The organism is Psychrobacter sp. TB15, from assembly GCF_000511655.1.
GTDB lineage: Bacteria > Pseudomonadota > Gammaproteobacteria > Pseudomonadales > Moraxellaceae > Psychrobacter > Psychrobacter submarinus.
In genome coordinates this window covers 171,097-193,088 of the sequence record NZ_AYXN01000041.1, presented here as the reverse complement: position 1 = coordinate 193,088, position 21,992 = coordinate 171,097, and the positions used below count along the sequence as shown (strand labels likewise).

Annotated in this window: 16 protein-coding genes and 1 tRNA gene; 10 read left to right on the top strand and 7 right to left on the bottom strand. The window is 45.7% G+C overall.

Annotated features, from left to right (window positions below):
* Positions 1-325: 325 nt before the first annotated feature.
* Positions 326-4,846, bottom strand: coding sequence for an exodeoxyribonuclease V subunit gamma (locus tag W234_RS0111445; RefSeq protein WP_025646980.1), 4,521 nt, complete (start codon positions 4,844-4,846; stop codon positions 326-328).
* Positions 4,847-5,134: 288 nt separating this feature from the next.
* Between W234_RS0111445 and W234_RS0111440 the strand changes: the two genes are divergently transcribed.
* The 4 genes from W234_RS0111440 to W234_RS14005 all read left to right on the top strand — a co-directional run bounded on the left by W234_RS0111440 (position 5,135) and on the right by W234_RS14005 (position 9,544).
* Positions 5,135-5,911, top strand: coding sequence for a hypothetical protein (locus tag W234_RS0111440; RefSeq protein ID WP_025646979.1), 777 nt, complete (start codon positions 5,135-5,137; stop codon positions 5,909-5,911).
* A 96-nt stretch (positions 5,912-6,007) separates the two neighbouring features.
* Positions 6,008-6,083 (top strand) — tRNA-Arg (locus W234_RS0111435).
* Positions 6,084-6,398: 315 nt separating this feature from the next.
* Positions 6,399-8,567 (top strand): FAD-dependent oxidoreductase, encoded by a 2,169-nt coding sequence (locus W234_RS0111430; protein ID WP_025646978.1) that lies wholly within the window; start codon positions 6,399-6,401, stop codon positions 8,565-8,567.
* 86 nt (positions 8,568-8,653) lie between these two features.
* Entirely contained in the window at positions 8,654-9,544 is an 891-nt protein-coding gene (locus W234_RS14005; RefSeq protein WP_264673196.1) for a CDP-alcohol phosphatidyltransferase family protein, read from the top strand.
* 78 nt (positions 9,545-9,622) lie between these two features.
* Here W234_RS14005 and W234_RS0111420 read toward each other — a convergent pair whose 3' ends face one another.
* From W234_RS0111420 to W234_RS0111410, 3 genes are all read right to left on the bottom strand, one after another.
* The gene (locus W234_RS0111420; protein WP_025646977.1) at positions 9,623-10,231 is read right to left on the bottom strand and encodes a TetR/AcrR family transcriptional regulator; all 609 of its coding nucleotides are present in this window, start codon (positions 10,229-10,231) and stop codon (positions 9,623-9,625) included.
* A 265-nt stretch (positions 10,232-10,496) separates the two neighbouring features.
* A complete protein-coding gene (locus tag W234_RS0111415) occupies positions 10,497-10,871 on the bottom strand; it encodes a hypothetical protein (RefSeq protein WP_025646976.1) in 375 nt (124 codons plus the stop codon).
* 118 nt (positions 10,872-10,989) lie between these two features.
* Positions 10,990-11,472, bottom strand: coding sequence for a Spy/CpxP family protein refolding chaperone (locus W234_RS0111410; protein ID WP_025646975.1), 483 nt, complete (start codon positions 11,470-11,472; stop codon positions 10,990-10,992).
* A 319-nt stretch (positions 11,473-11,791) separates the two neighbouring features.
* Between W234_RS0111410 and W234_RS0111405 the strand changes: the two genes are divergently transcribed.
* Positions 11,792-12,466 carry a response regulator transcription factor gene (locus W234_RS0111405; protein WP_025646974.1) on the top strand — a complete coding sequence of 225 codons (675 nt, stop codon included), beginning with the start codon at positions 11,792-11,794 and terminating at the stop codon, positions 12,464-12,466.
* 92 nt (positions 12,467-12,558) lie between these two features.
* Positions 12,559-13,998, top strand: coding sequence for a sensor histidine kinase (locus tag W234_RS0111400; protein ID WP_227501961.1), 1,440 nt, complete (start codon positions 12,559-12,561; stop codon positions 13,996-13,998).
* A gap of 76 nt (positions 13,999-14,074) precedes the next feature.
* Here the strand turns inward: W234_RS0111400 and W234_RS0111395 are convergent, their stop codons facing one another.
* The 3 genes from W234_RS0111395 to phoB all read right to left on the bottom strand — a co-directional run bounded on the left by W234_RS0111395 (position 14,075) and on the right by phoB (position 17,399).
* On the bottom strand, positions 14,075-15,214 hold the full coding sequence (locus W234_RS0111395; protein ID WP_025646972.1) for a M14-type cytosolic carboxypeptidase: 1,140 nt from the start codon (positions 15,212-15,214) through the stop codon (positions 14,075-14,077).
* A gap of 304 nt (positions 15,215-15,518) precedes the next feature.
* The gene (gene phoR, locus W234_RS0111385; protein ID WP_025646971.1) at positions 15,519-16,637 is read right to left on the bottom strand and encodes a phosphate regulon sensor histidine kinase PhoR; all 1,119 of its coding nucleotides are present in this window, start codon (positions 16,635-16,637) and stop codon (positions 15,519-15,521) included.
* 63 nt (positions 16,638-16,700) lie between these two features.
* Positions 16,701-17,399, bottom strand: coding sequence for a phosphate regulon transcriptional regulator PhoB (gene phoB / locus W234_RS0111380; protein ID WP_025646970.1), 699 nt, complete (start codon positions 17,397-17,399; stop codon positions 16,701-16,703).
* 359 nt (positions 17,400-17,758) lie between these two features.
* On the opposite strand from phoB, the gene pstS reads away from it, so the two are divergent.
* From pstS to pstB, 4 genes are all read left to right on the top strand, one after another.
* Positions 17,759-18,901, top strand: coding sequence for a phosphate ABC transporter substrate-binding protein PstS (pstS, locus tag W234_RS0111375; protein ID WP_025646969.1), 1,143 nt, complete (start codon positions 17,759-17,761; stop codon positions 18,899-18,901).
* A gap of 113 nt (positions 18,902-19,014) precedes the next feature.
* The gene (gene pstC / locus W234_RS0111370; RefSeq protein WP_025646968.1) at positions 19,015-19,971 is read left to right on the top strand and encodes a phosphate ABC transporter permease subunit PstC; all 957 of its coding nucleotides are present in this window, start codon (positions 19,015-19,017) and stop codon (positions 19,969-19,971) included.
* Positions 19,972-20,140: 169 nt separating this feature from the next.
* Entirely contained in the window at positions 20,141-20,953 is an 813-nt protein-coding gene (gene pstA / locus W234_RS0111365) for a phosphate ABC transporter permease PstA (protein ID WP_227501963.1), read from the top strand.
* 243 nt (positions 20,954-21,196) lie between these two features.
* Positions 21,197-21,940 carry a phosphate ABC transporter ATP-binding protein PstB gene (gene pstB, locus W234_RS0111360; RefSeq protein ID WP_051397514.1) on the top strand — a complete coding sequence of 248 codons (744 nt, stop codon included), beginning with the start codon at positions 21,197-21,199 and terminating at the stop codon, positions 21,938-21,940.
* The last annotated feature ends 52 nt before the right edge of the window (positions 21,941-21,992 follow it).

The following is a 21,992-nucleotide window of genomic DNA, read 5'->3' as shown; positions in this document are numbered from 1 at the left end:
GTGTTGAACATTCACAAGAAGGCACTGCTGATTGCTAAAATCGTTCTAGTCTAAGGGAAAATTGCAGGTAATGCAGATGCCTTAGCTAAATTTTTACAACGACTAGGGCGATTTTAGCATCAGCCCTCACTCTAACAACAGGGACAGGACTCTTTTTTGCCGCTTTATTGATAAAAACTGACGTATAGAATGACTATACTTACAATTTTTATCTGCAAATCGTCTAAAAAATAGTCTCTGTCAGTGCCGCGGTCGAATGTTCAACACGCCCTATTATCAATTTAATTTGGATTACAAAATTAGCTGTCTTAAGCGGTATAAAGGACTAACCGTCTAACCCTTCCAAAGCGTCAAACATTGGCTCATATAAAGGCTGTGCGATAGTCGTCAATGCTGTAGCTAAAGCCCTAAAAGTATCTTGATCGCGCAAGACGTATTGCCATATAGCATGCTGCGAACAAGTATCATAAATCATATCTGCCTGATAACTCGGCCTTAGCCAGTCTGAGAAATCTGCGCGTTTTGGCCAATAGTTGCCACTATCACTGTCCTGCGATTTTTGCTGTTTTTCTAGATAACTGAGCGCATACTCTGGCAGTATCGTAACAGGCACTTGACCAACGAGCTGGGCAAAGATTGCCCACTTTATCAGCTCTAGTATGGCGTCTTCATAGACGATAGGAGCGATCTTAAAGGCAACTGACTTCTCAAACTTCTTCACCCCTGATCTAGACTTGTTAAAGCGCCATATGCTCACACCATCATTCAAGGTGACTTGCGCGGCCGTGGTACGCCTTGCGACTTGCCAGTATAAATGCGATAACCAGAACTTGAGTAAATGTTTGGGACTAGCCGCATTAGGCAATACATTGAGCCACTGCTTAGGCGATTGCTCGCTATAAGCAGTATTGGAGTGCAAATGAATATCCTCGCCATGAGCCGCTATCGGTACCTGCCCTTTTAATTTAATAACTTTAGGTAATAATCGCAGTAGGGACTCATGCTGACTGCCGGGCTCTTTGTCAGCGTTATTTAGATCGCTATTAAAAATGGTTGCTAACTCTACCCGCACAGGATGCTCAGTGGTTGGGGTTATCAGTCGTAAGACACTAGACTTGCCCTCTACTCTTGCTAGTAACACATCTGTGTTAGCAAAACCGTTGGCCATCAGCTGCTCTTGAAACTCTAGACACTGCTGTTGGAGCTTTTGCCGCTCATTTACTAAGGTGGTTTGCCGTGCGATACCTGCCGGCATGATCTTTTGGTACATTAAAGTTGAATAACTCGCTTGAACATCAAGTTCAAAGTTAGCAGAGTTGTGTTCAGAGTTAGCAGAATAGCTATCTGGATTGGTATAAACGGTACTAGTAGCGAGCTCATTAATGAGATGATCTGTAATCTGATAATTGGTTAAGCCGTCCAAAAATAGTGGCTCTTGCTGCACCCTTGCTTGCTCACCTTGCATGACATACACCTCTTGAGCGCGCAAAAAGGCCTTGGCAGGATGACGGACTTGATAGGCCAGCACGCCTTCTACGTCTATCTCATGAATATCAAATAGGGTTTGACTGAGCATAGTCGTTAAGTCTGCATTATTTGTGTCGTGTGTATTGGTTTTTATATCGAGCGCCAGCAGTTCGATCAATGCTTGCAAATCTTTATGATCGACTTGTCCAAGCTCACCTAAACTGCGTCCAAGTACTTGAGCGATCGCTTCATATTGCGATTTTGTGGGCAAACCAACGAATTGTAAGCGTTTGCTTGGCACGCGGCTCTTTAGGGTATCAAAAACAGCTTGCCAAATCGGTGCAGGTGGAAATTGCTTTTTTTGTGCCAGCTTAGTTTTTTGCATAGCTTGATCTAAGAGTGCATCTAACTCATCGCTAGCGTCAGTGGACGCATGGGCGTCAAGGTTGGCAGTATCCGCCACTTCGCTTTGATTATGAGCATCAACACTGTTTGTTGTATTAAGAGCCCCGTCTTCTTCAATCATAGATTCAAACAGACTCTCGTGGAAAGGTAGAGCTGGATGCTCAGTGACTAGCCACTGCTTGATGAGCTTAGGCAGATAGCGCTTTAGCTGCTCAGTAGTCGCGTCAACACTCTCAGGCAATGCCTCTAATGCTTCAAGCGAGCTGACTTGCCATTGTACTTCACCTTGCAAAAACTGTAACAACTCACTGACAGGATTGGCGGGTAGATGCTCATGAGTATCGGTGAGACTTTGACCGTTATAAAATATCCAGCAGGCACTTCGCGCACATAATAGCGCATCTAAAAACGCACCATTATCGTCATCCTCGCTGACTCTATCTCCGCGGCGAGCCATAGTAGTTTTCATCAAGTCATAGCGGTTGTTACGATCGCGGTCCGGGAACTCGGAGAGATTCATATTGAGCATGACAACCAGCTCAAACGGTACGTTTCTAAGAGCGCCAAAGCGACCAAAGGTAATCACTCCCGTCGGCTCGGCACTGACTTGCTGACTCTCAAGTTCAGCTTCGATACTATCAAGCATAAAGCTTAGCTTAAGCGGTAATTGCTCAACGCCCGCAAGCCGTTGTTCTACCTCGTGATTGTCAGTATCGTCACTCGCGTACTGCCGGTAATGACGATTGGCACGAAGGCTGGATTTAAAGCCATTCATCGCGTTGTAGATCGCGCGCATCGTACGCGTCTGATCGACCTCACCAAAGTAGCGATGGATCACTTGCGTCTCGATTTGGGACAGCCACTCTTCAGCTTTTTTCTTTTGAGTATGGTCATGACGGCGCTCAGTCAAGCCTGCATAGATACGGCAAAGTGCCTCAACGATCATGCCATCATCCAAACTCATCTGCGGTAATGGCAGGCTCATCTCAGGCATAGCTGTACTCGGCCAGTCTGCCTCTGCAAGAGGATACAAACAATCACTCGCGCTTGCCTCAGGCATAATTAAGCCAAGAGCCAATCTATCTAATGCTTGAGCGAAGCTGAAGCGGTAGTCATAGTCGTTGGTGTCTAGAGTCTGCTTGAGGTGCTGCTCATCAAAGCCGCGGATAAACCCCGCCTCTACTAATAAATCACAGCCGCGGCTCATCTGCTCATGCGTCAGTCCAAAACTCTCATACAAAGGTGGTAACATGAACCAATCAAGAACCTCAGCGGCCTCAAAACGCGCGCTATGACTACCAAGGAGCTTATAAAAACCGATAATAGCTTCCCACAGTTGGCGAATATCGGTATCGACCACGCCAGTCACTTTGGCTGGCAAAGTCAAACCATCTTGCCCTTTGCCACTGACAAAAATAGAGCTGATCAGTTCATGATGGCGCTCAACATCAGGCATCAGCACGACAATCTCTGAGATATGGCGTTTTTTTTCGCCCGCTCTGATCGGCTCGTTAAGCCAGCGCCCAATCATAATACGTAGCACTTCTAACTGGCGCTGCAAATTATGGCAAGAATGAATGCTTAGGCTATTATCTTGAGCCGACATCTCCCAGTATCGCTGTTTGTCAAAGCGCTTGTTCTCTAATGCCTCATCATCAAACCACTGCACTTCTTGCTCAAAACTTAGCTCTATTTGCTCATTGACTGCTTGCGAGACTTGCACAGCGGTTGCTTGCTGGGTCGCTTGCTCATCGAGCATCAATACATCATTTTGCAAACGCCTGAGTAAACTCGAATTATTTTGTGCACTATCTGCTTCAACAGTCCATTCCTCACTGCTATAAGCATGATCCATGAGACCCTCAGCGCTCGTATCGAAATTATCGTGCCATTCTACTAAGTCTTCTTCATATTGCTCATTGCCTGATAAATTCGCCAGCATAGCGAAAGTATCACGCGACTGCTTACCCAAACGCGACAGCAAACTATGACCATAATCGCGTAAGAACACACTTTCGGGGTTAATAATCTGCTGGCGCTGCAGCCAAGACTTATCGACGATATCCGCCCAAAATAGCTTTGATGGATTGTAGTGCAGCAGGGTGATATCCATGTATTTCGACAAGCGTTGCAAGAAGTCAAGCTCCGTCTGCGGCAGTTGCTGAATGGTAAATATGCGTAGCACAGCAGGTAACTGTTCACGCTCATTCGCCTTATTATGCTCAAGAGCTGACCAAAAGGTATTTTCAATCTCAACGCGGTGCTGGTGCACATCAGCAAACAAGTGTAACCATAAAAAACGCTGAGCGACTTCTAACTCAACATAATGTGCTACTAGCCAATCAGGGGTGGCGCGAGCATACTGATCAAAACGCAGCGACAAAGCATCTTTGTCAGCTATCAGCTTATCGACATCTAATAGCTTGTTCTGGGACCAAAGCGCTAGCCAGTCCTCACGGTGGGTTAAGTAGCGATTAAACACTCGCGCCAAATCACTTGCCAGCTGCCAAATACGCACGTCTTGCTGCGCTTTATCAGGGATGCTGCCGTCTTGCGGCTTCTCGATTAGCGGTGCTAGCAGCGAGTGCACTGGATGCTTGTCATCTTTGACAATCAGCTCTTGATAGTACGTCAAATACCCAAACAGACGCCACTGCATTACTGTGGGCGACAATACCGCCACTTCAGGCACATTCAAGGTTGACGCTTCAGGATTATGCGCGAGCAGATACTCATTATGACGCGCTAACACCTTTTGCATCAAAGTCCACTGATACTGGCCCCAAAAGGTCGTCGTCACTAACGTACTAATACCCGCTTGGCTAGCAATAGATTTATCGAGCCAGTCGCCTAATACCATTGAAGGCACGATAACGATAAACTCAGCAAAGACTGGCTGGTTTTTCGATTGATAATCGGTGAGTAGCTCTGCAACTAAATGCTCAGTGCGGTGCGATTGAATAATTTTAAACATAGATAGCGATCTGATCCGAGTAAAAGACAAGATGAGGTAATAGCGAGATAAAAGATAAGTATTGTAGTCGTGGCCGCTTTTTATTTCTGTTAAGATATGGCGCACAGCCGCTTTAGGTGGCGACCTTGTTACCTTAATAGTTGTCTTATGAGTGAGGTAACGCTTAAGTGTGCCACTGATATCTCTGATTTACCAGTATAGTATTTCAAAATGAGTCAAATCCAACATAGCTTGCGACAACTAGTGTCGTAAGTGCGATAAAACACCTTATTATAAGAGCCATATTTTATGAGAGACTACAAGCTACTACTTGCAGGGATAATACTGTTATTGCTTCTTATTATTGTCGGGGTTATATCATGGTTATGGCTGAACAATAGTAAAAATATCGATCCCTTACCGATTTTGAGCCGTGAAGACGTCAAATCATTACAGGGCGAATCAGAAGAAGATAGCGACGCTGTCAAAAACGATGCCGCTGCCAATACGCTATATATTCAAGCGCAGCAGCCTCTGCAAGTACCTTTAGACGATGTAATCGTTAGCTTCGAGGCGCGTTATCCGCATATGCAAGTGTTAACCAATTACGTGCCAGCTACTGACCTGTTAATTTTGGACAATACTCATCCTACTGACTTAGTCATTGCCGATGATAAGTTATCTGATTCGTTATTAGCGTTATTAGAAGATGAGCTTAATAGTAAGGTAAAAAATAACATCGTTAATGCACCATCATCAACAAAAAACAGCTCAGTGACTGATGTCAAAAACCCAGAGTCTCAAACAACAACCGAGAACAAGGAGGCCCGAACGCTCAACCCGTTCGGTTATGCAATGAGAGAGTCGCAAACCGTAGAAGGCGTCATACTCAGTGATAAACCACTCGCTATCAACTTCCGCAACTTCCTTATTTCAAGCACTGGGCAAGACATTCTAAGACAGCATGAATTCGACAATATTGATGGCTATCAAAATAGTGTAGACGACTTATTCAACCCGACTTCAAATGGTAAAACGGCAGTAGAAGACACTGAGATCGTCACTGATTCTATAACCAATAGCTAATGACCAGTCGCTGTTTTTAATAAATCTCTCTTTCTATTCACTAGAAGGTTAAGATTGATTTTATCACGCCACTTTTTTACAATAATGCTTTGAAATGCGCCTATAGCTCAACAGGATAGAGCAGTTGCCTCCTAAGCGATCGATCGGGGTTCGAGTCCCTGTGGGCGCACCAATCACTGTATTTAGAGCCAACCTCGCATTACCTAAAACCCTCCGACCCCCCTATCATGACTAAGCGGCAGTCTTTATTAAACACTTTGAAGTATTCACCATTCTGGAAAAAAAGTGGCGCTCCCAAAAAGTAAATATAGCTATATTTGAGCGTTCACTTTCTTACTCAGCGATTGGGATACTTTTAGTTTAGATAAAAAAGGCTTGCCCGCTCATATTGAAGCGGTAACCGATAACCATAAATAAAAGAACAGAACCTGCTATTTGCACTGTTACTTACAGACCCCTTTTGCCTTATTATTTAGCTGGATAACCCATGATCAAAAAGATAGTTTTAATAGTAGCCGTATTGGTGTTAGCCCTCGGCTTTTTTTACTTTGACCTCAATGAGTTGTTGACGCTTGAAGGTCTAAAGGGCTCAATGGCTCAGTTCAATCAATACCAAGCACAGACGCCTTGGTTGGTCATTGGTGGCTTTTTTTTAGCTTATATCGTTGTTACCGCCTTATCCTTACCTGGCGCGGCGATTATGACTTTGGCGGCTGGTGCATTATTTGGGTTGATGCAAGGTCTGCTTATTGCCTCTTTTGCCTCCAGTATCGGGGCGACATTGGCTTTTTTGACCTCGCGTTATTTATTACGAGACTCTATCAAACAGCGCTTTCCCGAACGCTTGGCCGCTATTGATGCTGGTGTGGAAAAAGAAGGGGGATTTTATTTATTTACTCTACGCTTAGTGCCGATATTCCCCTTCTTCTTGATCAATCTGTTAATGGGTGTCACTGCGATCAAGGCTCGAACTTTTTATTGGGTCAGTCAACTCGGTATGCTCGCAGGGACCTTTGTATTCGTAAATGCCGGTACCCAATTGGCGCAAATTACGAGCTTATCTGGCATTTTATCGTTCAACTTAATAGCCTCATTTGCGCTACTTGGGTTTTTTCCATTGATCGCTAAGGGCATACTCAATCTACTAAAAAAACGCCGCGTCTATAAAAACTATACTAAGCCCAGAACGTTCGATCGTAATATGATTGTGATTGGCGCTGGGGCTAGTGGACTCGTGACCAGCTATATTGCGGCCACAGTTAAGGCCAAAGTCACCCTCATCGAAGCAGGTGAGATGGGCGGCGACTGCCTGAACTATGGCTGTGTACCCAGTAAAGCTTTAATCAAAAGTGCCAAAGTTGCCGAGCAAATGCGCAATGGTGAGCGCTACGGCCTCGATAATACCCAGCCAACCTTCTCATTCAATAATGTCATGAGCCGTGTGCATAAGATCATCGCAGATATCGCCCCAAACGATAGTGTCGAGCGTTATACTGAACTGGGTGTCGAAGTCCTCAAAGGCTATGCCAAACTCATCGATCCATGGACGGTGGAGATTACGCTGAATGAGGGTGGCACTCAAAGACTCACCGCACGCTCCATTGTTATCGCAACTGGCGCTCGCCCCTTTATACCAGACTTACCAGGTTTAGAGGAAACGGGTTATGTGACGAGCGACACGCTTTGGAATACATTTTCTGAGCTTGAGGAAACTCCCAAAAAGTTGGTCGTCCTTGGCGGCGGCCCTATTGGCTCAGAGCTGGCACAAGCCTTTGCGCGCTTAGGCTCTAATGTGACGCAGATAGAGCGAGGCGAACGCCTGATGAAAAAAGAAGATAGTGAAGTTTCAGAATTTGCCCAGCAAGCGCTCATTAACAGTGGTGTCACGGTCTTAACTTCAAGGCAAGCGACACGCTGTGAGATACGTAATGGTAAAAAATATATCATCGTTGAGCCTCATGGTGATCATACAGATCAGCAAGAAACCGCTATTGAATATGACCAATTAATCTGCGCTGTAGGTCGTAGCGCCCGCTTAGAGGGTTATGGACTTGAAGCTTTGGGTATCGAGAGCGAACGCACCATAAGCACTGACGACTACCTAGAAACCCTCTACCCTAACATCTATGCGGCAGGCGATGTCGCAGGCCCTTATCAATTCACCCATGTTGCCTCTCATCAAGCGTGGTATGCAGCAGTCAATGGCTTGTTTGGAAAGTTTAAGAGATTTAAAGTAGATTACCGCGTTATTCCTTGGACGACCTTTATTGATCCAGAAGTGGCGCGAGTCGGTCTAAACGAGCAAGAGGCAATCGATAAAGGTATCGACTTTGAAGTGACTCGCTATGACTTTGCAGACTTAGATCGTGCGCTAACAGAAAGCGCGAACCAAGGCTTTATCAAAGTTATCACCCCAGCAGGCAAAGATAAGATATTAGGCGTCACTATTGTGGCTGAACATGCCGGAGACATCATGCCTGAGTTTATACTGGCTATGAAGCATGGTTTAGGGTTAAATAAAATACTTGGCACCATTCATATGTACCCTACTTGGGCGGAAGCTAATAAATATGCCGCAGGTGAATGGAAACGCAATCATGCGCCCGAAAAAGTATTAAACTTACTTGAGAAGTACCATACGTGGCGCCGAGGTTAGTGATTTATATGAGCAGCCCCGCTAAAAATATAGCCCCGCTAAAAATATAGACCCGCTAAAAATATAAAACGATAACGGAACCTCAAATGCACGTAATGAACGCTTTGCTAGCTTCACCGACCTTTAAGACACTCCGTCAATATAGTCGCTATAGCAGTTACGCTATCGCGCTTAGCTTTTGTCTAGGTATCTCTGCTAGTAGCGTCTCGACGACTAGCAGCGCAGCAGGTCGTAACGTACAGTCGTCTTGGGAGCAACTGTACGAGCGCGGCAAAAACCAAGACGTTTATTTTCATGCTTGGGGCGGTGATCCGCAGGTAAATGCTTATATTCAGTGGGCGGCAGACGTCGTTGAAGATAAATACCTAACGCCTATCATAAAACCAATACTAACGCCGATAGCCGCCACCTTACATAAGCGCGGCATCACGGCTGACCAATTGACGCTAGCTGGGTTTCTTATTGGCATAGTAGCGCTACCACTACTGGCTTATCAGCTATGGTTTGCCGCACTGGTTGCGATTATACTCAACCGTGTTTTTGATGGCTTAGATGGCGCTCTTGCTCGTTATGCCAACCAAAGCACAAGCGCTGGTGGCTACTTAGATATTACCCTCGACTTTTTATTTTATGCCGCTATTCCGCTTGGCTTGATCTTCGCTGATCCTGAACAAAACGCTATTGCCGGAGCGCTATTGCTTGCTGCCTTTATCGGTACTGGCTCTAGCTTTTTGGCCTTTGCCATAGCCGCTGAGAAGTTTGAACTCGACAAGCCGCAGTTTAAATACAAGAGCTTTTATTATTTAAATGGACTCACCGAAGGTACTGAAACCATAGCTTTATTTATTGCCTTTTGTATTTGGCCACAGCACTTTGTGCTCTTAGCCAGTATCTTTGCTGCAGCCTGTGCTATCACTATCGTGACTCGTATCTACGGCGGTTACCATACTCTCAAACGTTTAGAAGCTAAATCGTGAATGCTAATAAGTACAATAGAAGGTCGACTCAAAATATAAGCTTTGAGTCGACCTTATTACTGAACGAACGATAGTGAACTAGCCTGCAGACTTATCGTTACGTAGCCCCTCTATTGAGAAAGCCATATCTTCAGCCAGTGCACGTACCGCGGCACTATCAACATCACGCTGCGCGAAGGCTCGCAAACCCATGACTTCTGCCTGCAATCGACGTGCTAACCTTAGCGGATCAAGCTCAGCATCAAGCTCCCTTAAACGCTGTGCCTCTACAAAACATTCAGCAAAACGCGACTCCATGCCAGCCAATAGTTTCTCGACTTTCTGTAATGCCGCCTGCTCGCGAGCGCCAAGCTCAAGCAAGCTTTTGACCAACATACAAGCGCGACTGGGCAAATCTTTATCGCGGATGCCACCAAGCTGACGTATAAAAGCGGCCAGTCCTGATAAAGGCGATTGATGATGAGCCAGTATTCGCTCAAGCTCAGTTAATGAAGCCTTAGCATAATGATCTAGCGCCTCTTGAAACAGGCCATCTTTATTACCAAAGGCGGCGTAAATGCTACCCGGGCGCATATCAAGAGCCTGTTCAATATCTTTTAAGGAAGTCGCATGAAAGCCTTTATGCCAAAACAGCTTTACAGCGCGATCTAGTGCCTCTTGACGATTATATAGTGTAGTACGTGACATCAAATCTTCCAGTTTTTAAAATTTCAGTACAAAAACCCCCTATCTCTTTAAGTAGGGGGTAGTTCATGCGCTGACTACTAAGTCGCTGAAGAAGTCAAATCGCATGGTTTGAGTGATTACTCAATTTTATCTTGCTTCACTACTATAGTCTAGTTAAGTTTTATTATGATTGCTTAGCCTATCAGCCCTTATCTACATCAATCGGATGATATAACACCTAAACACCCTGTCAGCTATGCTGACAGGGTGTTTAAACTACCCATTATTACTGATAAGAGGGGCTAATAACCGTTCGTTCTTGAACCTGAGTGCTAGGGAGATGCCGCATATCATATTCCAAAATCTTTATTCGATAGCTTTTGGCTACGCCTCGATTACTCCTAACAATGACCTTACCCTCATCAAAATCTAAGTCCTTGAAATCTAAGTCATCGAAATCTAAGTCGTTAAAACCTAAGTCATCAACATCAGTATTCCATTGTTTTTCATTAACAGGTGTCTCTATTTGAGAGTTATACTGATACATCTCTGCCAACATTGGCAAAATAGCCAATGTGGAGGTGGCTGGAACAATCGCCAACATCAATCCTAAACCATATAAACGTGCTAAAAAGACGCTACGATTAAAACTAGATTTCATAATAGTAATCCTTAGTATAATGACAGTAGGTATTAGGGTTTAAGCCCGCTCGCGCATCATCAAATGGCGTAAGCGTCTTACAAGCGAGCCCTACTCAGAAACGCTACGGTTACGCGTTCTACCATCTACCTCTACGATCACCTTGCTCACCGCGTTCTGCCTTCATTTGTTGCAGCTGAGCACGCTGCTCAGCAGTTAAAACTTTAGCGATCGCGTGTTGGCTTTGAACGTTATCGATGAACCGCTGTTTTGATTGTGCGGCATGTTGATTCGCTAAGCGATTCAAGGTTGTCGTATCAAGCGTACTGGCATTAGTTAAGGCTCGAAGCTGTTCACGCATTTGTTCGCGTTGAGCTTTGTTTTGTTCGCGAGTAGTGTTGCGCTCCGTTCTGTCGGCTTCTTTGATAGCTTTGATTTGAGCTTGCTGCGTGGCTGTCAAATTAAGCTGAGATAATGGCCCCCTATCTGTAGACATACCGCTTTTGTGATGTTGCATCTGGGTTGCGCGCTGAGGTTGATTGTCTGGAGCGGCACTGGCAATGCCAGCCATTCCCAATAAAGTTGACGCTGATACTAAGGTTGCGAGGGTTAGGTTTTTCATTATGTTTTCCTTTTGGAATGAATATTAGAAATACTAGGGTTTTTTCAATTTACAGTCTTGCAAATCGTTATGAACCCTTTGAGAAAACAGTGTTCTGTTGACAAGACAAATCATAAGCGATTGTGATGTTGCATAGATTTATAAAACTTTAAGAAAGGTAAAGATTGTCACTACTAGGCCTTTGTCTCTTGTAAACTTATGCACTGCATTAGCTGAGCGGCTAAACAACTATGACTCATAAAGCATTAACTTATATCTGGATTTTATAGATATCATTGAAACCAATATCATCGATTTTTTTTTAAATTTAGGATTTTTTATGACTCATATTTTGCTTGCTGACGACGACGAGCTGACCCAATTACTACAAGAGTATCTGCATAATCATGACGTCAGCTGCGATTGTGTATACGATGGCGAGCAAGTACTGAAGCGACTACAGGATCCGGGGTATCAATACGATCTGTTAGTGCTGGATATTATGATGCCAAAAATCGATGGTCTGAGCGTCCTGCGTCAGCTTCCTACGACCAGTCAAATTCCAGTGATTATGCTAACAGCAAAAGGCGATGAGATTGATCGTATTATTGGGCTTGAGCTTGGCGCTGATGATTATATTGCTAAACCCTGCAATCCAAGAGAGCTATTGGCTCGTATTAACGCCGTTATTAAGCGCTCGACCCTAATATCAACCGATATAGCACCGCTCAATCATGATCGATTGCTACTGGATCAAGGCCACCGCATTTGTAAAATAGATGGACTTGAGCTGCAAGTAACAGGTACTGAGTTTGACTTATTAGTCGCCTTATTAAAGCAGCAAGGTGAAGTGGTCAGTAAAGAATGGCTGTCACAAACTGTCCTTCAGCGTGAGCTACAACCTTTTGATCGTAGCCTTGATGTTCATGTGTCTCGCCTTAGAAAAAAACTTCGGCCTTTTCATGACGATCCTATCAAAGCCATACGTGGCAAGGGTTATCAATTGGTACTTTGATGAATAATTTTAAGTCATATATGCGCTTACTAAATCTAGCCCCTTCTTTGTTTTGGCGACTATTCATAAGTTTATTACTGATGCTATTGGTGATGTCTACTATATCTATTGGTATAGAGAGGTGGATAAATGCGCAAGCATTAGAATCACGAATGGCGTTGCAAGTTGCGCACTTAGTGACGGTTAGACAGGAGGTTGTCCAAGCCTTGGAATCAGGCGATTATAAAAAGGTGCGACAGATTTATCGTAGTACACGTGGTCTTACAAACCAGCTGCTTATTATTGATGAACAGGGACTACCCTTTCATTATCGATTCAAACCTGATTGGGTTAAAGAGTTTTCAGAAAATAATAGGGAGCCCAAGACTGCCAATCAACAAGCCTCTCCAACTGAGCGCATGATTCAACACGTCATACCAGATACCAGTTACTACCCTGAGTTACAGGATATCTCTGTTGTGACTCCAGATAATTATACTTATAAAGTACAGCTACAACCTCGTCTGCCTTTACATGAGCTTGTCGCGTTACAAAGAACACACCTACCTATGCGCATCAGCATTATTTTACTCTTTAGTGTTTTGGCGTGTTATTGGTTTAGTCGCACTTTGTCCAAACGGATTCGCCTCGTTCAACTTAAAGTACACCGTATGAGCGAAGGAGATTATCTAGTTGGGGATGACTTATCACAGTTAGGGGATGATGAGCTTGGCATACTCGCAAAAGATGTTGCAGGTTTGTCTAATAGACTGGCTGATAGCGAGATGTCTCGTAAGCAGATGCTCAGCGACATCTCTCATGAGTTACGCTCGCCACTAGCGCGTCTTGAAGTGGCGACTGAGCTGACTCGGGATTATGCACCCAATGCGACGCATTATCTTGACCGTATTCAAAAAGAGTCCACTCGAATGAATGAGCTGATTGGGCAAATTATTCATATTCAATCACTGCAAATGCAGCGCTATGTGGCGCGCCCTGAGGACTGCGAGTCGATAGATATAGCAATGCTCCTTGATGAGATTGGTCAGGACGTGAGTTTTGAGTTTTATGACAAGCACGTTGAATGGCAATGTTTGAGAAATAAGGACAATAGTAGTGATGATGAGCTTTCATACCTTATAATCGGTAATCGAGAGCAACTGCATAGCGCTTTTGAAAATGTGATTCGTAATGCCTTTATCCATTCAAACTCACATTCTATCGTCTCATCTAAGATTGAAACTATTAAGCTTACACATCAAACATCGACAATAAAAATAAGCATTATAGATCAAGGAGCAGGCATAGATAATGATAACCTAGAGCGTATATTTCAGCCTTTTGTACGCCTAGATGCGTCCAGACAACGCCCAACAAGCCCTACTGCTAACAGCATTGCTAATAAAACCCGTAAAAAAGAAGACGGTTACGGGCTTGGACTGGCTATTGCCCAGGCGATTATTGCCGCGCATAAAGGACAGATTAGCGCGCGCAATCGTGAAGATGGTGTCACAGGGCTCGTGGTTGAGATAGTATTACCCGTATCTACTTAACGATTTTTTATCATCCAGTGCCGTAAAACCACATCCTTTTAAGCATTGAAAAAGGTTTTAGACATTAGCCATCAAGCTACCGTAAATCATCAACGACCGCTAACATAGCAAGTAATGAGGCTTCTCCCAGTTTCATAGAACGCTCAGGCGACCAACCTGTATCGGCATCAGGCACATTATCATTATCTTTAAACGGCATCTCTAAAGTATTGGCCAGACAGTCAAAATGCTCCGCTACCCAATTAGTGGCAACTGTCATGTTCGCTGTGCCCGGTGCATCAATCTCATAACCATATTCCGACTGAAAGTCAGCGCTAGCGAGTTTCAATACCTCGGTGAATCTATCACGCAAATGTGCGAGGCGCTCACTATAACTTGGTGCCCCTTGAGAGCCTGCCAAAAACACATAAGGTAGCGCTTCATCACCATGCACATCATAAAACAAATCTACACCTGTGGCCTCCATTTTGTTGATGACGTGAAAGACCTCAGGGCTTCTCTCCAGACTTGGATTTGACCACTCACGGTTTAGATTAGCCCCTGCAGCGTTAGTACGTAGATGTCCGCGCACACTGCCATCTGGGTTCATATTTGGCACGATATAGACATTCGCTTTTTCTAACAGCTGTTTAGCCGTGGCATTGTCCTCATCGAGTAGGCTGTACAGCAGTCCTTCAATTAGCCATTCGGCCATCGTTTCGCCCGGATGCTGGCGCGCAATGATCCAAATGCTGCGTTTATTTACATCACTACTGCTATCGCCATTACCTATTTTTACTAAGGTCAAGTCGCGCTTATCAAGCGTTTCACCCAAATGCTCTAAAGTTGCTAACGGGTGCATTTGTACCGTCGCTAATAAATCTTGATGGCGCTCATAGCTGTATGGCGCAAAATAAGCAATTTGTATATTGTCATAAGCCATATCCACAGTTATGCTCAACTTGCCGTCTTTGTAGGTAGTGGGCAGACGAAACCAATCTTCGCGATCGTAGGAAGCGACCGCTTGGTAATTCTCCCAGCCCTTAACATAAGACGCCTCTCCTGCATTCATGATATTAAGAACATAATGGTCGCCAATCTCACCTGACAGGCGAAAGTTAAACCACTGAAAAAACTCGCGACCAGCGTCCGGTCGTATGGACAGTTGGATATCTTGTTTGTTCTCTAAACTTATAACCTCGATGTTACCGGCATCAAAATTGGCAGTGATACGCATATTTTTTCCTTAATATTACAGATAAATAGCACAGCTTAATGAGCAAGTGCATTATTTCGCAAACTTTCTATAGAGGTTGCCATATCCTCAGCTGATGCATGCACCGCTATACTATCTACATCACGCTGAGCAAAAGCACGTAAACCCATCACCTCAGCTTGTACTCGGCGCCCAAGTACAACAGGGCAACTAGCTTACGGCTGCTAACTTATGGCTACTCAGTATAACAGTGTCAAGCACTGAGCCAGCGTTAACGCTACGGACTATCAGGTACAAAAGGTAAAAGGAGTTCATTGGACTGCTACTATCTAGCAACAGGAGCCGCCCTGACATGATCAGCTGGGAAGTTGGCGCTAAAGGTTGAGCCCTGCCCTTCTACCGACTCAATCTGCAAAGTGGTGTCGTACTGATAGAGCACGTGCTTGACAATCGCCAGTCCCAATCCCGTGCCGCCCGTAGCGCGACTGCGCCCGCTATCCACTCGATAGAAGCGCTCAGTCAATCGGGCGACATGCTCTGGAGCAATACCAAGCCCATCATCGGTGACTGCAAACTGGCAGCCATCTGATGTCTTAGTCCAACTGATGACGATGTTGCCAGCTTTTGGGGTATATTTGATAGCATTAATAACGAGATTGGATAAGGCGCTGTTTAAATACATCTCTGAGCCATAAAGACCATCATAGGTGTCTATCTGCAAATGCAGCGTATGACCATACTCTTGGTTATATGCTTGCGCGTCGTCGTAGACGTGGGTGAGCAGCTTAGTCATATCGATATAATGTAGCTCATGGGTCTCTTCAATCTCAATCCGAGACAGCAATAATAGATCGTTAACGACTCTATTCATCCGCGCAGTCTGCTGCGTCATAAGCTCAAAACCGCGTCGCCATTGCGGCGGCATATCAGGTTGATCTGAGAAGTTTTCTAGATAGCCCATCAATACGGTTAATGGCGTTCGCAGCTCATGAGAGACATTAGCCACGAAGTCGCGGCGCATTTGTTCTAAGTGGTGTAAACGAGTTACATCATAAATGATAAGTAACTTCTCGTCGCCAAAAGGCGTAAGCTCACATTTCAAATATCGATTGGGATCGCGCCATGACGCTATATGGACACCATCATTGGGTATCGTCATAGTCTGATAATATTGCCGGAACTCAGGAACGTCAATAAAGTCAAAAATGCTTTTGCCTTGATCTACTGACTGCAATAGTAATAGATCCTGCGCCGCCTGATTCCACCACTCCAACCCATCATCGTCATTGAGCAAAATCACTGCATCTCGCAGAGCTCCCAAGGCGCTACTGATCTTTTTGAGTTGCTTGGTACTGTTCTGAGTAGATACTTGCTCCTGACTGTTTTTTTGCACATTGTCTTTTTGCATAGGTTTTGTCTCTACACTGACCTTCGGCGTTAGCATGTTTATTGACTATCCTTAATATTGGCTACATTACAATCGATACGGTTTTAAATAGTACTCTCGTTATTCAATCAGACCAGAAAACCGATACCCTGTACCGCGCACCGTTTGAATAAACGTATGGCAGCCAAAGGGCTTTAGTAACTTACGTAGCCGGCGAATGTGCACATCAATCGTTCGATCCTCAATATAGACATTGCCGCCCCAGACCTGATCTAACAGCTGCGGGCGCGTGTAGGCACGCTCCGGATGGCTCATAAAAAACGCCAATAAACGATACTCTGTAGGACCTAAATCGATAACCTGATCATTCGCTGTCACTCGCTGGCTTTTGGGGTTTAGGCTCAGTGCACCTATTTCGATAGGTCTATCACTACTGAGTGCACTACTACGACGTAGTACCGCCTTGATCCTAGAGATCAATTCTCGGGTGGAGAAAGGTTTGGTCATATAGTCATCAGCGCCAGCATCGAGCCCGTGTACTTTGCTATCCTCTTCGCTTTTGGCAGTCAGCATAATGACGGGTATCTCAGCGAGCATCTCATCATTTTTTAGCATACGGCAAAAATCAACGCCGCTCTTATCTCCTGGCAACATCCAATCTAGCAAAATTAGCGCAGGCCTGTGATCAACGACTTGCTGATGAGCCTCTGAGATATCGGCCGCCTGCAAACTCTCAAAGCCTGCCATCTCTAGCGTCATCATCACCATCTCACGAATTGCAGGTTCATCATCAACAATCAAAATTTGCTCGTTGTGCATACTACAGCCTTGTTTTTTAACATACTAATAGGAAATGAAAAGTCGATAAGTACTGATTAGCGTCTGTCCATTAAACACAATAATTATGACAGTTTAATGACAGTAATCCTATCGCCAAACCGCTCTTAAATAAATCTATCCCTGCCAACCTCATAAGAATGAAGCGTGACGTATTTTTTTGAGGCGATCTTAATTTATAAAAAACACTCTATGTCATCAAACTGTCATATTTGCTCGGCACAATGTGCTCATCAACCGCCAAGACAGGTTGTCGAAAAACACAAGTAGCAATACCGCAGTAGCGGAAGTGCTAATTATAACTGCTCAATAATGACAAATAGTGAACTTTAGGAGAAACAATGCGTTATTCATTTATGGCTGTCGCCATCATAAGCACTCTAAGTTTAACCGCTTGCAATAGATCTGCCGATAGTAACTCAAGCACTGAATCAACTGCTTCAGCCCAATCGAGCGCGGCCTCTACTCAGAGCGCTAATACCGCATCAGCTGAAAACGTGTCGATGAATATCACCGGCGCAGGTGCTTCTTTTCCGCAGCCTATCTACGCTAAGTGGTCAGCGGACTACAATGCAGCGACCAAAGGCCAAGTGAACTATCAGTCTATCGGCTCATCAGGCGGCATCAAGCAAATCACTGCAGGTACGGTTGATTTTGGGGCATCGGATGCGCCAATGACGCCAGAAGAGCTAGAAAAAGAAGGCTTGATTCAGTTCCCAACCGTTATCGGTGGCGTGGTTCCTGTCGTGAACATCGAAGGCATCGAGCCTGGCGCACTAAAGCTTGACGGTAAAGTATTGGCAGACATCTATCTTGGCAACATCAGCAAGTGGAATGACGCGGCAATCAAAGCGCTAAACCCAGACTTGACGCTACCAGACAGCCCAATCACTACTGTATTCCGTTCAGACGGCTCAGGCACGACCTTTAACTTCACGGACTACTTGGCAAAAGTATCACCAGAGTGGCAAAGCAGTGTCGGTGTGGACAAAACCGTTAAGTGGCCAACCTCTGACCGCGGCGCGGCAGGTAAAGGCAATGAAGGTGTGGCAAGCTACGTGAACCGTATGCAAAACTCTATCGGCTATGTGGAATACGCGTACGCGAAGCAAAACAACATGTCACACGCGACCTTGAAAAACGCAGCGGGTAACTTTGTACAGCCGTCAATCGACAGCTTTGCTGCTGCAGGCGACATCGATTGGTCTCAGCAAGAAGGCTTCTATAAAGTCATTACCAACTCAGAAACTGACCAAGCATGGCCAATCGCTGCGGCGACCTTTATCTTGGTTCACAAGCAGCCACAAGATCCAAAACAAGTGGCAGGCGTGCTGAACTTCTTTAACTGGGCGTACGACCAAGGCGACGCGGCAGCTACAGATTTGGACTACGTGCCATTCTCAGATACTGCTGTGGCACTGTTTAAAGACAGCTGGAAACAAGTGGTTGATAAAGATGGCAACCCTGTCTATACCCCACAGTAAGAACCGTTAACGCATGACGTCTGTAACCAAGCCGAGGGGCGGATCGCAGGCGTCGTTGCATCGCTTGTATTTAGCGCATCTATTCGAGTAATGAGAGTAACGTTGAGGTGACTATGGTAGGGCACAATCTGCAAACACAATTGGCAAAACAAAAGCGCTGGGATGCTGTCTTTGTAAATACCACCAAAGCAGCGGCGGTGTTTGTGCTGCTGAGCTTAGGGGCAATTTTGGTCTCTTTGATTGTTGGTGCATGGCCAAGTATGCAAACCTTTGGCTTTGACTTTTATACCAGCAACAACTGGGATCCTGTCGCAGGCGAGTACGGGGCGCTGGCACCGATTTACGGTACGGTGATGACCTCGATTATGGCGATTGTGATTGCAGTGCCTATCAGCTTTGGTATTGCCATCTTTTTGACTGAGCTGTGCCCAACCTTTTTAAAGAAGCCTTTGGGCATCGCTATTGAGCTGCTCGCGGGTATTCCCTCTATCATCTATGGCATGTGGGGTCTGTTCGTATTTGCGCCGTTTTTTGGTAATAACATCCAGCCGTGGCTGACCGAGCATTTGGGCGATTTGCCTGTGATTGGCAAGCTGTTCGTCGGTGCGCCGATGGGTATTGGTCTGTTTACCGCCGCGCTTGTTTTGGCGATTATGATTATTCCCTTTATCGCCGCGACCATGCGTGATGTGTTCTCAGTGGTGCCCAATTTGCTCAAAGAATCAGCCTACGGTATGGGCGCGACCACATGGGAAGTGATGTTTAAAATCATCTTGCCTTATACCAAAACAGGGGTGGTTGGTGGCGTAATCTTAGGTCTTGGCCGGGCGCTTGGCGAGACCATGGCGGTGACCTTCTTGATTGGTAATACCTTTAACATCAACCCAAGTATGTTCGCCTCTGGCGTGTCGATTACCTCGGCGCTGGCCAACGAATTTGCCGAAGCCTCTGACCCACTGCACTTGGCGTCACTGCTACACCTTGGCTTGATTCTATTTATGATTACTTTCGTGGTGCTGAGTATCTCGCGCTTGATGTTACGCAATATGGACAAGCGCGCAGGACACTAAGTCGGCGCGCACGGTTTACTACTTTTAATAAGCGTTATGTTGTATGAACGGTCAATCCAGCGACCGATGAATCAAAAGGAATATGTGCATGTCTAGCTTGACTGCTGTGTCACCTGTCTCAACCCCGCCCGCGCAAAAGATTGACCGCGGCTTATACCGCCGCCGCCGTATGTGGAACAAGGTCGGACTGGGCTTTGCGTCTTTTGCCATGGTCTTTGGTTTGTTTTGGCTGCTTTGGATTTTGGTCACGCTCGGTATCGAAGGCATGAGCGGCTTGATTGAGATGCCAGTATTTACCGCAGACACGCCGCCGCCGATGACAGAGGGTGGTTTGCGCAACGCCATCGTGGGTTCAATCATGATTGCCAGTAGCGGTTTGTTTATCGGTGCGCCGATTGGCATGTTGGCGGGTATTTATTTGGCGGAATTTTCAGGCGGCAACAAGCTGGGTCAAGTCATTCGTTTTTTAAATGACATTTTGCTGTCGGCACCCTCTATCGTGATTGGTCTGTTCGTCTATGCCTTGATGGTAAAAGGCGGCAGCTTTTCAGGTTGGGCAGGGGCGTGCGCTTTGGCACTCATCGTAATTCCTGTGGTGGTGCGTACTACTGAAAACATGCTGCTGCTCGTGCCCAATACCTTACGCGAAGCGGCGTATGCGCTTGGTACGCCTAAGTGGAAACTGGTGTTAAGCGTAACGGTAAAAGCAGCGCGCGCAGGCTTGACCACAGGGGTGTTGCTCGCATTTGCCCGTATCACGGGTGAGACCGCGCCTTTGCTATTTACAGCGCTGAACAACCAATACTTTAGCTTAGATATGAGTAAGGCCATGGGCAACATGCCAAACACCATTTATCAGTTTGCCATGAGCCCTTATGACAACTGGCATGCTTTAGCTTGGGCAGCGGCGCTATTGATTACCTTTACGGTGCTTGCGCTCAATGTCATCGCCCGTTATATCGGTGCACGTGAGCGTCATTAATCACGGCCGCGACTCAGCCATTGCCACACAAACGCATATCAGACAGAAAAAAAGGATACTCCCATGACCGACACCGCTATCAAGACACCAAAGACCAAATCCGTATTTACAGAAGAAAGCACTGCCGTGAACACAAAAACCACCCAGCCACCTGTATCGGCCCCTGTTATCAACACACAAGCCAACACACAGACGCAGACAGGTGCCAGCAGCACAACAGAAGAAGCAACGCCAGCAGCGAAAATGCAAATCCGTGATTTAAACTTCCATTACGGTGATTTTCATGCACTAAAAAACATCTCTATCGACATTCCAGACCGCAAAGTGACCGCGTTTATCGGGCCATCAGGCTGCGGTAAATCAACCCTGCTGCGTACTTTTAACCGCATGTATGATTTGTATCCCAACATGCGCGCGGATGGGCAAATCATCCTTGATGGGCAAAATATCTTAGACAAGTCGGTCGATGTCAATTTGCTACGCGCTCGTGTCGGCATGGTGTTCCAAAAACCGACACCGTTCCCGATGTCTATTTTTGATAATGTTGCCTTTGGTGTGCGTCTGTACGAAAAACTGTCTAAAGCGGATCTGGCCGAACGTGTCGAATGGGCACTTAAAAAAGCGGCACTGTGGGATGAGGTTAAAAACAAGCTAAACGCCTCAGGTCTGTCACTCTCAGGTGGTCAGCAGCAGCGCTTGTGTATCGCGCGCGGCGTGGCCACCAAACCTGAAGTATTGCTTCTCGATGAGCCAACCTCCGCCCTTGACCCCATCTCAACAGGTGCGATTGAAGACTTGATTGAAGATTTAAAACAAGACTACACCATCGCGATTGTGACCCACAATATGCAGCAAGCGGCGCGTATCTCAGACTACACCGCCTATATGTATCTGGGTGATATGGTTGAGATTGGCAAGACCGACCAAGTCTTTACCAACCCTACGCAAAAAGCGACCGAAGACTACATCACAGGTCGTTACGGTTAAGTTGCCATAATTGCTACCGATGCCGCTCTGTTGCGGCATCTTTTTTGTCTTA

What these genes read in the sequence shown, in the direction of transcription:
- W234_RS0111420 (WP_025646977.1), bottom strand. Translation starts at nt 10,231, where the DNA reads ATGTCACGTACTACACTATATAATCGTCAAGAGGCACTAGATCGCGCT.
- W234_RS0111445 (WP_025646980.1), bottom strand. Translation starts at nt 4,846, where the DNA reads ATGTTTAAAATTATTCAATCGCACCGCACTGAGCATTTAGTTGCAGAG.
- W234_RS0111400 (WP_227501961.1), top strand. Translation starts at nt 12,559, where the DNA reads ATGTCTACTATATCTATTGGTATAGAGAGGTGGATAAATGCGCAAGCA.
- phoB (WP_025646970.1), bottom strand. Translation starts at nt 17,399, where the DNA reads ATGCACAACGAGCAAATTTTGATTGTTGATGATGAACCTGCAATTCGT.
- W234_RS0111415 (WP_025646976.1), bottom strand. Translation starts at nt 10,871, where the DNA reads ATGAAATCTAGTTTTAATCGTAGCGTCTTTTTAGCACGTTTATATGGT.
- pstC (WP_025646968.1), top strand. Translation starts at nt 19,015, where the DNA reads ATGGTAGGGCACAATCTGCAAACACAATTGGCAAAACAAAAGCGCTGG.
- W234_RS0111395 (WP_025646972.1), bottom strand. Translation starts at nt 15,214, where the DNA reads ATGCGTATCACTGCCAATTTTGATGCCGGTAACATCGAGGTTATAAGT.
- pstB (WP_051397514.1), top strand. Translation starts at nt 21,197, where the DNA reads ATGCAAATCCGTGATTTAAACTTCCATTACGGTGATTTTCATGCACTA.
- pstS (WP_025646969.1), top strand. Translation starts at nt 17,759, where the DNA reads ATGCGTTATTCATTTATGGCTGTCGCCATCATAAGCACTCTAAGTTTA.
- W234_RS0111405 (WP_025646974.1), top strand. Translation starts at nt 11,792, where the DNA reads ATGACTCATATTTTGCTTGCTGACGACGACGAGCTGACCCAATTACTA.
- W234_RS14005 (WP_264673196.1), top strand. Translation starts at nt 8,654, where the DNA reads ATGCACGTAATGAACGCTTTGCTAGCTTCACCGACCTTTAAGACACTC.
- W234_RS0111430 (WP_025646978.1), top strand. Translation starts at nt 6,399, where the DNA reads ATGATCAAAAAGATAGTTTTAATAGTAGCCGTATTGGTGTTAGCCCTC.
- phoR (WP_025646971.1), bottom strand. Translation starts at nt 16,637, where the DNA reads ATGCTAACGCCGAAGGTCAGTGTAGAGACAAAACCTATGCAAAAAGAC.
- W234_RS0111410 (WP_025646975.1), bottom strand. Translation starts at nt 11,472, where the DNA reads ATGAAAAACCTAACCCTCGCAACCTTAGTATCAGCGTCAACTTTATTG.
- pstA (WP_227501963.1), top strand. Translation starts at nt 20,141, where the DNA reads ATGTGGAACAAGGTCGGACTGGGCTTTGCGTCTTTTGCCATGGTCTTT.
- W234_RS0111440 (WP_025646979.1), top strand. Translation starts at nt 5,135, where the DNA reads ATGAGAGACTACAAGCTACTACTTGCAGGGATAATACTGTTATTGCTT.